15 protein-coding genes are annotated in these 13002 nt (G+C 57.9%); 2 read left to right on the top strand and 13 right to left on the bottom strand.

The window, feature by feature from the left end; genetic code table 11:
* Positions 1-148: 148 nt before the first annotated feature.
* From LBR61_07905 to LBR61_07860, 10 genes are all read right to left on the bottom strand, one after another.
* Positions 149-439 carry a hypothetical protein gene (locus LBR61_07905; GenBank protein MDR1732004.1) on the bottom strand — a complete coding sequence of 97 codons (291 nt, stop codon included), beginning with the start codon at positions 437-439 and terminating at the stop codon, positions 149-151.
* A 28-nt stretch (positions 440-467) separates the two neighbouring features.
* Positions 468-1175 (bottom strand): ABC transporter ATP-binding protein, encoded by a 708-nt coding sequence (locus LBR61_07900; protein ID MDR1732003.1) that lies wholly within the window; start codon positions 1173-1175, stop codon positions 468-470.
* Complete coding sequence (locus tag LBR61_07895) at positions 1176-1967, bottom strand: ABC transporter ATP-binding protein (GenBank protein MDR1732002.1); 792 nt, start codon at positions 1965-1967, stop codon at positions 1176-1178. It abuts the gene before it with no gap.
* On the bottom strand, positions 1964-2941 hold the full coding sequence (locus LBR61_07890) for a branched-chain amino acid ABC transporter permease (GenBank protein ID MDR1732001.1): 978 nt from the start codon (positions 2939-2941) through the stop codon (positions 1964-1966). The genes LBR61_07895 and LBR61_07890 overlap by 4 nt, the downstream gene beginning before the upstream one ends.
* Positions 2942-2954: 13 nt before the next feature.
* The gene (locus LBR61_07885; GenBank protein ID MDR1732000.1) at positions 2955-3839 is read right to left on the bottom strand and encodes a branched-chain amino acid ABC transporter permease; all 885 of its coding nucleotides are present in this window, start codon (positions 3837-3839) and stop codon (positions 2955-2957) included.
* A 73-nt stretch (positions 3840-3912) separates the two neighbouring features.
* Positions 3913-5058: an ABC transporter substrate-binding protein gene (locus LBR61_07880; GenBank protein MDR1731999.1), complete on the bottom strand. Its 1146-nt coding sequence runs from the start codon at positions 5056-5058 to the stop codon at positions 3913-3915.
* 148 nt (positions 5059-5206) lie between these two features.
* Complete coding sequence (locus LBR61_07875) at positions 5207-6655, bottom strand: 4-hydroxyphenylacetate 3-hydroxylase family protein (protein ID MDR1731998.1); 1449 nt, start codon at positions 6653-6655, stop codon at positions 5207-5209.
* 63 nt (positions 6656-6718) lie between these two features.
* A complete protein-coding gene (locus tag LBR61_07870) occupies positions 6719-7567 on the bottom strand; it encodes an NAD(P)-binding domain-containing protein (protein MDR1731997.1) in 849 nt (282 codons plus the stop codon).
* Between the two features lie 37 nt (positions 7568-7604).
* Positions 7605-8783, bottom strand: a complete 1179-nt coding sequence (locus tag LBR61_07865) for a thiolase family protein (GenBank protein ID MDR1731996.1) — start codon at positions 8781-8783, stop codon at positions 7605-7607.
* 21 nt (positions 8784-8804) lie between these two features.
* A complete protein-coding gene (locus LBR61_07860) occupies positions 8805-9587 on the bottom strand; it encodes an enoyl-CoA hydratase/isomerase family protein (GenBank protein MDR1731995.1) in 783 nt (260 codons plus the stop codon).
* Between the two features lie 230 nt (positions 9588-9817).
* Here LBR61_07860 and LBR61_07855 point away from each other — a divergent pair, with 230 nt between their 5' ends.
* On the top strand, positions 9818-10996 hold the full coding sequence (locus LBR61_07855) for an amidohydrolase (GenBank protein ID MDR1731994.1): 1179 nt from the start codon (positions 9818-9820) through the stop codon (positions 10994-10996).
* Between the two features lie 180 nt (positions 10997-11176).
* On the opposite strand, the gene LBR61_07850 is transcribed toward LBR61_07855, so the two are convergent.
* Entirely contained in the window at positions 11177-11401 is a 225-nt protein-coding gene (locus LBR61_07850; GenBank protein ID MDR1731993.1) for a hypothetical protein, read from the bottom strand.
* A 256-nt stretch (positions 11402-11657) separates the two neighbouring features.
* Here LBR61_07850 and LBR61_07845 point away from each other — a divergent pair, with 256 nt between their 5' ends.
* Positions 11658-12077: a pyridoxamine 5'-phosphate oxidase family protein gene (locus LBR61_07845; protein MDR1731992.1), complete on the top strand. Its 420-nt coding sequence runs from the start codon at positions 11658-11660 to the stop codon at positions 12075-12077.
* Positions 12078-12199: 122 nt separating this feature from the next.
* Here the strand turns inward: LBR61_07845 and LBR61_07840 are convergent, their stop codons facing one another.
* A complete protein-coding gene (locus LBR61_07840; protein ID MDR1731991.1) occupies positions 12200-12697 on the bottom strand; it encodes an Ig-like domain-containing protein in 498 nt (165 codons plus the stop codon).
* Between the two features lie 95 nt (positions 12698-12792).
* The coding region (locus LBR61_07835) for a transposase (GenBank protein MDR1731990.1) at positions 12793-13002 on the bottom strand (210 nt) is incomplete at its 5' end.

Here is a 13002-nt window from a genome sequence, read left to right as displayed (position 1 = left end):
AGGGGCAAATGAGGGTGATGGGCTGCTCCGGATACGCCGCATACGCCGCTCCCGATACAAACACACACACAAACGCCGCTGCTGCCAGTAACAACTTCCTCATAACACATTACCTCCCTGGATGATGTGTAACAACTCTCAGTTCATTCTAAATCAAAAGATCATTTTGTATCAACTCTTTAATAATGCGCGTTACCGCAAAAACCAGCTCACTTTCCGGAACAGCCTGTCCGTTGACGGATTCGCCCCCGACGCAAACCACTTTTTTCGGTATTTCCATGTCTGCGGGGAATCGATCGGGTCTCAGGCAGCAGGTTCTGCAGGCGTTGAGAAGGAGAAGCACGTCTTCGGGGTCGCTTCCCAGTTCCTGTTTTATTCCCTTTGCCAGAGCCTTTATGTCGACTGCCGGATTGCAGGCCCCGCAAAACATCACGCGCATCGATTGTTCCGCTCTTTCATCAGAAAAATCATCCGCCCAGGTAAGCGGAGCGGACCTCGTCCATTTTCGCCAGGTCGGAGGCCCTGCCCTCCAGAACGATTTTTCCCGTTTCGAGGACGTAGCCGCGATCGGCGATGGAGAGGGCCATGTTCGCGTTTTGTTCCACCAGCAGAATCGGCGTCCCCTGTTTTCTCACCTCAAGAATCGTATTGAAAACTTCTTCCACCAGAATCGGAGCCAGTCCCATGGAGGGCTCGTCCAGCAGGAGCAGTCTGCAGCGGCTCATCAGGGCCCTTCCCACCACCAGCATCTGCTGTTCTCCGCCGGAAAGCGTTCCCGTGACCTGGCCGCTTCTCTCCCGAAGACGGGGAAAAAGGCTGTAAACCCTTTCCAGATCGGAATGGATTCCCTTTTTGTCGTTGCGGGTATAGGCCCCCAGAAGCAGATTTTCTTTTACGGTGAGGTTCAGGAACGCCATTCTTCCCTCGGGAACGTGAGAAATTCCCATGGCCACGATGTCGTGGGGAGGAACCTTCGTGATGTCTCTGCCGTCGTAGGCGACGCTGCCGCCTCTCACGTCCGCAAGTCCCGACACGGCACGCAGAATGCTGGTTTTGCCCGCGCCGTTGGCCCCCACGAGGGTCACGATCTCCCCCTGGTCCACCGTGAAGGAAACGCCCTTCACCGCCTCGATAACGCCGTAAGACACCTTCAGATCCCGCACGTCGAGAAGCATTCAGAAGGTCCCTCCCTTGCCCAGGTAGGCCTCGATGACCGTCGGATCGGTTTTGATCCTGTCAGGGGGGCCTTCGGCGATGGTTTTGCCGAAGTTCATCACCGTGATGTGGTCGCAGATCTCCATGACGAGTTTCATGTGGTGCTCTATCAGGAGAATGGTCACCTGAAATTCCTTTTTGACCCACAGGATGGTCTCCGCCAGATGGTCCACCTCCTGGGGGTTCATGCCGGCCGCCGGCTCGTCCAGAAGCAGAAGGGACGGTTTCGTCGCCAGCGCCCTGGCGATTTCCAGCCTGCGCTGCATCCCGTAGGGCAGACCTCCCGCCCGAACCCGAGCCAGGTCTTTCATGCCCAGCCGCTCCAGCAGGGCCAGCCCCTCTTCCTCAATGGCGCGTTCTTCTTCCCGGACCTCGGGCCCGTGACAGAGAGAGGCCCAGAAGGAATATTGAACCGACGAGTGTCGGGCGATTTTCAGGTTGTCGAGAACGGAGAGCTGCTGAAAAAGGCGAATGTTCTGAAACGTCCGCGCGATCCCGCAGTGAGTGACCTCGTGGATTTTCTTCCCCGCGATGCTTTCGCCCCGAATTTTGATCGACCCCTCCGACGGGGCGTAGATGCCGGTCAGCATGTTGAATACCGTCGTTTTTCCGGCGCCGTTGGGTCCGATGATCCCCTTCAGGTCGCCCTCGTTCATGAGAAGGCCGAAACCGGCGACCGCCTGAAGCCCTCCGAAATGAATGCCCAGATTTTCCACTTCCAGCAGCGGGGTCGGGTTATGGCGTTCGGTCATTTTTCAGCCCCCCTCAGGGTGGAGCGGACCTTCAGGGTCAGGAAGGGCAGTTCCTTTCCCCCGCTGAGGCCGCCGGGCCGGTAAAGCATCATGAGAACGAGGGCCAGACCGTAGATCACGAGACGCCATCCCGAAAGGAAACGCAGCATCTCCGGCAGAATCGTGAGAATCACCGCTCCCAGAATGGATCCGGTGATGGTGCCCGCGCCTCCCGCGTACAGGTAGACGAGAAAGTCGATGGAACGCAGGTAGCTGAACTGATCCGGGTGCAGGTAAGCCAGCACGTGGGCCAGCAGGGCCCCGGCGACGCCGGATATGATGGCTCCGATCATGAAGGCCTGCACCTTGTAACGCGTGGTGTCGATCCCCATGGTTTCCGCCGCCAGTTCGTCCTCACGGCAGGAAATGCAGGCGCGGCCGAAGCTGGAGCCCGTATAGTTCCGGAGCACCCATACCGTCAGGGTGAAAAAGGTCAGAATCCACGCAAGATTGCTGTAACGCGGGATTCCGGAAAAGCCTCTCGGCCCGCCCACGTGGGGGATGAGACGTATCACCGCCCGGATGACCTCCCCGAAGGCCAGGGTGACGATGGCCAGGTAATCTCCCTTCAGTCGGAGGGAGGGCTTGCCCGTCAGGTACCCGAAAACCCCGGCGGCCGCTCCGGCGCAGAGGATGGAGAAAAGGAAAACGAAAGGTTTGACCAGTTCCGGCAGCGCGGAAAAGTTGAACATCAGCGTCGTCACCGTGGCCGATGCGTACGCGCCGATGGCCACGAACCCCGCCTGCCCGATGGAAAACTGCCCCGAAACGCCGTTCACCAGGTTCAGTCCCATGGTCACCATGGCGTTGATGAAGGCGAACATCAGCACCTGAACGTAATAAGCCTTGATGTAGCCGCCGCTTCTCAGGCCGGTCACGAAAAGGTAGAACGCGACGACTCCGAAAAGCGGAAGGCAGGATTTCAACCTTTGCATGGTCTTTCGCTCCCTACACTTTTTCGACCGTGGTTTTGCCGCAGAGTCCCGCCGGCCTGAAGAGCAGAATCAGAATCAGAATGATGAATCCCGATCCGTACCCCAGTTCCGAGTAGATCGCTGTGGCGAAAACCTCGACGATTCCCATGATCAGGCCGCCCAAAAGAGCGCCGGGAAGAGAGCCGATGCCCCCGAGGACGGCGGCGATGAAAGCTTTTGTTCCCAGCCAGACCCCCATGAGAACGTCGATCATCGGGTAGGTGAGGGAGTAAAGAACTCCTCCCGCCCCGGCCAGAGCCGCGCCGATGAAGAAGGTCATGGATATTACCCTGTTGACGTTGATTCCCATGAGCGCGGCGGCGTCGCGGTTGAAGGCCACGGCCCGCATGGCCCGGCCCAGCTTCGTGTACTGGACGATACACATCAGAAGCGCCAGGAGAATCACGGAAGCCACGATGTTGGTGATCTGTATGCTGGTGATGACCGCCTTTCCGTAGACCGGAAAGTTCATGAAGGGAATCAGAGAGGGGAAAGGCCGGTAATTCGGACCAATAACCGGAAGCTGCCGGCAGAGGTTCTCCAGAAAGATGGACACGCCTATGGCCGTGATCAGAACCGAGAGCCGCGGCCTGTTGCGCATGGGGCGGTAGGCCGTCAGCTCCACGATGACGCTCACCACGGCCCCCACCAACATGGCCGTGAGCATGGCCGTCATGAAGCCGACCCCGGGAAACTGCGCGACGAAAAAGGCGGAAAAGGCGCCGATCATGACGATGTCACCGTGAACGAAGTTGATGAGCTTGATGATGCCGTAGACCATGGTGTATCCCAGGGCGATCAGTGCGTAGATGACTCCAAGCTGAATTCCGAAGATCAAAAGTTGTATGAAATTTTCCACCTGAAATCCTCCCTCCGGCAGAAATCCGGGCATGGGAATAAACGGCCCATGCCCGGCAAAATCGGTTCAAGCCTCAGGGGTTGACGGTTGTCAGATAGCGGGCGACTCCGCCGGTGAACTGCAGAAGAACGGCGCCTTTGGTGGGATTGCGGTTTTCGTCGAACTTGATCACGCCGGAGGGCAGTTTCAGCTCCGTCTGACGAATGGCGTCGCGAATGGCCGCTCCATCCAGAGAACCGGCCTTTTCGATGGCTTTGAGGATGATGGCCGTGGCCTCGTAGGCCAGCACCGCGTTGGAGTTCGGGAGCTGTTTGTAGGCGTCCTGATAGGCTTTCGTGAAGGCCGCGGCCTCGGGGACGGTGGACTCGGCGGAAAAGGCGCAGTCGTAAATGCTGCCCTCTTCAGCTCCGGAGGCGATCTGTACGATGTCGGGCGTGTCCCAGGTGTCGCTGCCGAGGAAGGGGATGGTGATTCCGGCCTTGCGGGCCTGATTCATGGCGAGCCCCGCCTCGTGGAAGGAGTTGGGCATGAAAAGAATTTCGGCGTCCGTGCCCTTGATGTTGTTGAGCTGGGCGTTGAAGTCCCGGATGTCGCCGCCGCCGTAGGCCTCCACCGCCACGACTTTGCCGCCGAATTTCTCAAAGGATTCGGTGTAGAACTCGGTCAGCCCCTTGGAGTAGTCGTTGCCGTTGTTGTAAAGGATGGCGGCCTTCTTTTTACCCAGGGTTTCCCAGGTGTACTTGGCCATGATGTAGCCCTGGAAGGGGTCGATGAAACAGGCGCGGAAAATGTAGTCTCCCACCTGCGTGACCCTTGGGTTCGTGGGGAACGTGGTCACGACGGGGATTCCGGCGGCCTGAGCGATGGGGGTTCCCGCCAGGGAAACCGTGGACGCGTCGGGGCCCACGATGGCGCAGACCTCGTCCTGATCGATCAGCTTGCGGAAAGCATTGGCCGTGGTTTCGGGCTTGTTCTCGTTGTCCTCCACGATGATGCGCACCGGCAGTTTTTTCCCGCCCACGCTCACTCCATCCGGGGCGAACTCTTTGACGGCCAGCTCGACGCCGTTGCGCATGTACTGCCCCGTGATGGCGATCTGTCCGGTGACCGGGGCGACGACGCCCAGGCGGATTTCACTTTCCGCCCCCAGCGCGGCGGCCCCCATCGTCAACACCAGCACTGCTGCCAATAACGCTCCAATCGACCTGCAACTCCTCATTCAGAATACCTCCTTCGAAATTTTGAAATAAAGTTCTCGAAACAGAAGCAATCAAAACAGAAGTAATCGAAACTTTTCATAAAAATCCCTCTGTGAGAATTCTGCGCCACGCCTTTTCTTATTACGCTTTTCCGTGTTACGTTTTTTTTCAGGCTTCTTCGTCTGAAACCCCGGACAGAAACTCCGCCAGTTTGATCTTGTGCTTCAGGTTGGCGTTGCGGTAAATCATGATGCGCTGGGCCTGAGGCGACCCCGCGCCGTGCATGGACTCCGCCAGAGCCGTGCCGCCCGTCAGGTTTTCCATCAGGCGGAACATGCGGATTCGGGTCTCGGCGGGGACGTCTGCGCGCCCCTTCAGGTATTTCAGGATCATCGGGCCGGTTTCAGGGTTGTTGATGTCCGCTTCCGAGGGCATCGTGGCCAGCAGCCCACCGGAGATGTCCTGGGCGATGCGGCAGATTTCGTAGATGTTGCGGGTGATGCTCTGCTTGACGATGTTGGCCAGCATGGGATTGGCCAGGTACACCCCCGACGGGGTGGGGAAACTTTCGGTGGAACAGGCGATGGAGGCGCAGTAGAGGTCCTCCGTGAGGAACGTCATTTCCACCAGCTTGTCCCGGATGTGGGAGGCGCTCTCGGCCCCGTTGTACCGGGAGAGGGCGGCGGCGGCCCCGATGATGACGTCGGCCACGCCGGTCTTGCAGCCGCCGTAGTTCTGACGGTGCCAGGTGGCGAATCGCTCCACCAGCATCCCGGCGAACTCCACCTCGCCGCACATGAACACGCGCTCCCAGGGGACGAACACGTCGTTGAACATGGTCAGGCACTCGCCTCCCACCATGCCGTAGGGGACGTTGCCCTTGTCGATGGAGCCGGGCTCGAAGCGGCGGGAGTCGTTGGTCTGACGACCGAAGACGTGAACCACGCCCTTCGTGTCGATGGGGATGGCGAAGCTCACGGCGTAGTCCCTGTCCTCCTCGGTCAGGGACATGGTGGGCATCACCAGCATCTCGTGGGAGTTGACCATTCCCGTCATGTGGGCTTTGGCGCCTCTCACCAGGATGCCTTTGTCGTTTTTCTCCACGATGTGGACGAACAGGTCGGGGTCCGCCTGCTGGGAGGGCTTCAGACTGCGATCGCCCTTGACGTCGGTCATGGACCCGGAAAGCATCAGGTCCTCCTTCTGGACGTACTCCAGGAATTTTTTGAACCGTGGGTGGTACTCCGTCCCCAGTTTTTTGTCCATTTCCCAGGTGGTGGAGAAGGAGGTATTCAGGGCGTCCCAGCCCACGCATCTCTGGAAGCAGGCTCCGGTTTTCTGGCCGAGCAGGCGCAGGGCCTTCACCTTTTTCACCAGGTCCTCCGGGTTCTCGTGAATGTGTGTGAAACGATTGATCTTTTGATTGATGTAGGGGGACCAGGCGCTCAGAAGCGTCTCGCCTTCCGGAGAAAGCGCCAGATCGTAGGTCAGTCCGACGCTGTTGACGTGAGGGATGAACTGGGGGTAATCGGGGACGCTCTCCACCCGCTTTCCCATGTGGTAGATAACCGGTTTCAGTTTGCGAAGACTTTCGATGTACTGTGCCTTGTTCTTCATTGTGCGAGTCACTCCGCTCCGTTTTTCCAATATGGAAATTTAAATATGGAAATTTAATATTTTTTAATATTTATAGAAGCCTTCACCCGTTTTCCGCCCGAGTTTCCCGGCACGCACCATTTTCTTCAGAAGCGGGGCCGGACGGTATTTGGAGTCGCCGTACTCGTTGTACATCACTTCCATGATGGCGAGAAGGACGTCCAGCCCGATAAGATCGGTCAGAGCCAGGGGGCCCATGGGGTGGTTGCAGCCGTAGATAAGGCCGTTGTCGATGTCCTCCGCGGTTCCGACTCCCTCTTCCAGCAGGAAAATGGCCTCGTTCAGCATGGGGTCCAGAATTCTGTTGACGATGAAGCCCGGCTTGTCCAGCGCCGTCACCGGAACCTTGCCCATGGCCGCGCCCGTTTCCTTCGCCACGGTCAGGGTTTCGTCCGAGGTGAGGTATCCCCGGGTGATCTCCAGCAGCTTCATCACCGGAACCGGATTGAAGAAATGCATACCGATAAAGTTCGCCGGCCGGTCCGTCACGGAGGCGAGCTGAGTGATGGAAATGGAGGACGTGTTGCTGGCGAAAACGGTGGAGGGAGAGGCGATTTTGCTCAAAGTCTTCCAGATCTCCGACTTTGCCTGCATGTCCTCGTAGATGGCCTCGATGACCAGGTCCGCGTCCTTTGCCGCGTCCAGGGACCCCACCGTCTGAAGCCGCGCCAGAGTCGCGTCCGCGTCCTGACGGGTCATTTTTTCCTTCGAAATCAGCTTGTCGAACGCCGATGAAATGCGCTCTTTCGCCTTTTTGGCCAGCCCTTCATTCTGGTCGCAGACGGCCACCTCAAAACCGGACCGCGCCGCCGTCTGGGCTATGCCTGAGCCCATCTGCCCCGCTCCGACCACGAAAATCTTTTTGATTGCCATTCGGAGATCCTCCTTATAATTTTTTATCCGCTGTTTTTTATCCGCGTTCCCAGAGAACCGCGATACCCTGTCCTCCGCCGATACAGAGGCTCACCACGCCCAGTCGGGCCTTTCTTCGCTCCATTTCGTGCATGAGGGTGACGGTGAGGCGGGCTCCGGTGCAGCCCACGGGATGCCCCAGTGCAATGGCGCCGCCGTTGACGTTCACCTTTTCGGGGTCGATTCCCAGTTCCTTTACGCAGGCCACGGCCTGGGCCGCGAAGGCCTCGTTCAGCTCGAAGAGATCGATGTCCTGCAGCTTTGTGCCCGTTTTCTCCATCAGTTTCCCTATGGCCGGAACCGGAGCGTACCCCATGATCGAGGGATGGACTCCCACCACCACGTAGCCCCTGAAGGTCAGTCGGGGCGCGCAGCCGAGGGCCTTCGCCTTTTCCCGGGACATCATCACCACCGCCGCCGCGCCGTCGTTGATGCCGGAGGCGTTTCCGGCGGTCACCGTTCCGCCCTCCTTAAACGCGGGGCGCATGGCCGCCAGTTTTTCCAGAGAGGCGTCCTCCCGGATGGTTTCGTCTTTGTCCACGACCGTGACGCCCTTGCGGCTTTTGACCTCCAGAGGAACCATTTCGTCGTCGAACCGGCCCTCCCGCCGAGCCGCCGTCGCTCTGACGTGGCTTCTGTACGCGAATTCGTCCTGCATTTCACGGGTGATGGAGCATTTCGCCGCGACGTTTTCCGCGGTGATGCCCATGTGATAGTTCATGAAGGGGTCGATCAGCGCGTCGTACATCAGGCTGTCCAGCAGCTCGCCGTTCCCCATTTTCGCGCCGAAGCGGTGCTGCTGAATCAGATAGGGAACGCGGCTCATGGACTCCGTCCCTCCGGCGAGAACGATTTCCTGGTCTCCCAGTATGATGTCCTGCGCCGCGGAAACGACCGCCTTCAGGCCGGTTCCGCAGTTGATGTTCGGCGTCCAGGCCGGCGTGGTATCGGGAATGCCGGACCCCAGAGAGACCTGACGCGCGACGTTGGCCTTGAGCCCCGCCTGGAGATGCGCCCCGAAAACCACCTCGCCGATTTGCTCCGGGGCCAGCGAGGAGCGTTTCAGCGCCGCTGCCGCCGCGGCCGTCCCCAGTTCCGCCGCCGTGAAACCGGACAGCGCCCCGCCGAAACTTCCCGTCGGAGTCCTCGCTCCGCTGATGATCACTGCTTCCTGCATGTTTTCTCCTCCCTTCCTTTTTTATTCGCCTCTGAAGGCGGCCTCGCGTTTGGCCAGAAAAGCCTTCATCCCCTCGACGCGGTCGGCCGTGGAGAAGGTGGTGGTGTACGCCTCGGCTTCGTAGGCCACGCCCGTGGCGAGATCCACGTCGAGCCCGTGGTTGACGGCGTGTTTGGCCATGCGGATGGCTACGGGGGCCTTCTTCATGATGGTTCGGGCGATTTCCACGGCCTTCTGAATCAGCTCCGCCTGAGGCACGACTTTGTCCACCAGCCCGATGCGCAGAGCTTCTTCCGCGTTCACCATTTCACCGGTCATGATCATGTATTTGGCCATGCCTCGACCCACCAGACGCGGCAGCCGCTGAGTTCCGCCGAATCCGGGAATGATCCCCAGGTTCACCTCCGGCTGCCCGAACTTCGCGTTCTCCGCCGCGACGCGAATGTCGCAGGCCATGGCGAGCTCGTTGCCGCCTCCAAGGGCATATCCGTTGACCGCCGCGATCACCGGCTTGTCGATGTTTTCCAGGTGAGCAAAAACCTTCTGACCCAGCAGGGTCATCTCCCGGCCCGCGAGAGTGGAAAGCTCGCTCATCTGCGCAATGTCGGCGCCCGCCACGAAGGCTTTTTCTCCGGCTCCCGTGATGATCACCACGCGGACGTCGCCGTTGGTCTCCGCCTCGGAAATTGCCTGATCCAGCTCCTTCAGCGTCGCGGTGTTCAACGCGTTCAGCGCCTTCGGACGCGACAGGGTGATGGTAAAAATCCCGTCAGAAAGCTCCGTCACAAGATTCTCGTAAGCCATGCCTTTACCTCCCAGAAATATATTATGTTGAATCGAAATTTTCTTAAATTATAACCTTAAAATAAATCGGCAGCTTCAAAAAAACAAGCGGTTACTTTAAAGTACCTGTACGTGAAACATCCGATTACTGCGGGAAAAATTCTGAACTGAGGTTCGAAATGCAGGCTCATGATATGATAGGGAACGCACAACAGAGACGGCGGTTGCCGGCAGAGGAGGGAGTTGGAACGATGGATGTGAAGGAGCGGGCGAAGGCTCTGAATCCGGAAATGGTGGAGTGGAGACGGCAGTTGCACTCCAATCCGGAACTGAGCCTGGAGCTTCCCTGGACGGAGGCTTTTATCGCGGGAGAACTGGAGAAGCTGGGCGTCGAAAAGATTCAAAAGGGTGTGGGTGGCCACGGTGTCGTGGGGCTGATCGAGGGAAAGAAGCCGGGTAAGGTTCTGGGCATACGCGCCGACATGGACGCTCTGAAGGTGCAGGAGGACACGGGGCTGTCCTTCGCTTCGAAGAACGGCTGGATGCATGCCTGCGGGCACGACGCGCACATGGCCATGCTTCTCGGGGCGGCCGCGATGCTCATGGAGAGCCGAGACCAGCTGCAGGGGACGATTAAGCTGATTTTCCAGCCCTCCGAGGAGGACGGACGCGGCGCTCCCGCCATGATCAAGGACGGCGTTCTCGAAAACCCGAAGGTGGACGCCATTCTCGGTCTGCACACGGGAGGGCTCTGGGAAGGGGCCGTCGCGGGGGAGATCGGTTACTGTTCCGGCCCAATGATGGCCTCGTCGGACTGGTTCACCGTCACCTTCACGGGCAAAGGTGGCCACGGCGCGACGCCTCATGTAACGGTAGATCCCATTTCCATCGCCTGTCACGTGTACTCGGTGGTTCAGACGATCGTCAGTCGGGAGACCAGCCCTCTGCACCCGGCGCTGGTCACGGTGGCGTCGATTCACGCCGGCACCACCAACAACGTCATTCCTCCCACCGCCGTCATGGAGGGAACCTTCCGCGCCCTCACGCCGGAGACCCGGCAGTTCCTTCGGGACCGGTTCAAACAGATCTGCGAGGAAGTCGCCCACGCCATGCGGGGAACCGCGAAAGTGGAGTATCGTTACGCGCCGCCGCCCGTCATCAACGATCCGGCCATGACGGAAAAACTGCGGAAGGCCGCGGCGGCCCTTCTGGGCGAGGATCATGTCCATCCCATCAAAGAGCCCACCATGGGCGCGGAAGATATGGCGTTCTTCATGGAAAAGGTGCCGGGAACGTTCTTTTTCCATCCCTCGTTCCGAACCGACGGAAGCTCTTTCCCCCATCATCATCCGAAATTCGACATCGACGAGAGCGTTTTGTGGGTCGGAGCGGGAACCTTCGTTCAGTTCGCCCTTTGTTGGCAGAATTGAAATCCTTTACAGGAGCAGGTTAAAATACTCGGAAAATATTTGGAAGGAAAATGGCAGGGTGGAACCGAAAACTCAAAGTGAATTTTGACGGAGTTTCCGGTCCCACCTTTTGTCGTTTCATGCAAGGCCCGGCCGATCCGGCGATAATACGAATATAAAGTTTAGCATAGCACAAACAGATCAGGGCTTGCATATCTTGCAGGGACGGTGGCCGGCGTTTATGGCCTCCTCACGGGATTGGTAATAGACGGCGTTTGACGGGTTGATTCGCTGGGCCGAACTGCAGGATTGAAGGTGAAACGGGCTGCGGTTCCGGCTGGCAACGTAACCTGAAGAAGCCAGTGCGCAGGCCGCGCTCACGATCACGATTCCAACAATAAAAGCGGCGGCAAAACACCTTTTCAAAGAAATTCCCCCTTATGAACAGATATAAATTCAAGGATTAACGGCTTAAAGCAGTATCGATGAACAATGAAAACTTAAAATAAAAAAATATTATCAGTATTATTATATACTATCGTACCATTAATAGCAACTTTCATACAATTTTCATGCTCTGTGACTCGAAAATTTTATTCAGCACGGGAAAATTTGTCGAAAAAATGAGTAGTTTACAAACACCTCCAACCGTCGTATAACTTTGCTCATGGAGGTGATTTTCATGATGCGCGACGCGGCACAGACGATAGGCAGCCTCATTGACAAACAGGGTGTTTCTTTGATCAGTTCCATTGACGGCGACGGGTTTCCCAACACAAAGGCCATGTTGCCGCCCAGAAAGCGCGAGGGCATTAAATGTTTCTGGTTTACAACAAACACCTCGTCGATGAGAGCGGCGCAATATCGCGCCAATCCCAACGCCTGCATCTATTTTTTCGACAGGAGATTTTTTCGCGGCGTTATGCTGAAGGGCACGATGGAAGTTTTGGAGGACGCCGCGTCGAAGGAAATGATCTGGCGGGAGGGCGACAAAATGTATTACCCGAAAGGCGTCACCGACCCGGATTACTGCGTCCTGAAATTCACCGCGTCGTCGGGGCGGTATTATTCAAATTTCAGCTCGCAGGACTTCGGGGTGTGAAGGAATTTTGGGTGTGAACAGCTCCACAGGCGATAGAAAATTCAAATAGGAAATTCAAAAAGAGCGGAGGAGAGGTCGTCTCCTGCCGCTCTCACGCTTCACCGGCCCGTTTTTGGGCGCGTTTACCCGCGTCTGCGCGCAGCGGTCAGAACCGCGACCAGCAACAGCGCGCCCGCGCTGAGGCCCGCGCTGCAACCGCTGCCGTCGCTCTTTTCGTCGGGCAGTTCGGGATTTTCTCCGCCGATCACGGTGATCTCCAGGGAGTCCTTCGCGTCGGGGTTGGCCGTGGAGACGGCGGTGATGGTGGTGGACCCCCGCTTGAGTCCCCTGACCAGGTATACATCCGTCGAGTCCGTTGTCGGGCTCTCCGTGACCTCCGCGATGGCCGGGTTTTCCACGGTCCAGACCACCTCGCGCATTGTGACGCCCACCGCCGGCTTGAAGGTGACCTGAACGTCCTTCGTTTCGCCCAGGTTCACCTGCTGACCGGCTATGGCGAGCGACAGTCCGGTGGGGGCCAGGTCGCCAACGGTCAGGTTATCGTCAGAGGCGGCGCTCACCGCCGGAACGACCGCCAGACACAACGCCAAAGCCAGTGTACAGGTCAAAAACTTTTTCATTTATGGAACCCTCCTCAGGAAGCATACTCCCAATTATAGCAGGGCGTTTAGCCGTTCTCTTAAACTTACCTATACCTGTTCATAAGTTATCAAACCTATGCAGGTATAGCGTTAAGTTCCTGCTTCACAGAGCGACCTTGTTGCGCCATCTCTCCACAGGCTGTCACCGTCGAACTGACGGCCATTTTTTCTAAATTTCTGGCTGCGTTCACATCTCTTTGATGTTGTGCACCGCAGGAAGGACATATCCATTGACGAATATTCAACGGCATTGAATCCATTTTGTGACCGCATTGGGAACAAAT

The organism is Synergistaceae bacterium, from assembly GCA_031272035.1.
In the GTDB taxonomy this organism is placed as follows: Bacteria; Synergistota; Synergistia; order Synergistales; family Aminobacteriaceae; genus JAISSA01.
Note: the sequence above shows the minus strand (reverse complement) of the source record. Positions and strands in the feature narration are given on the sequence as shown.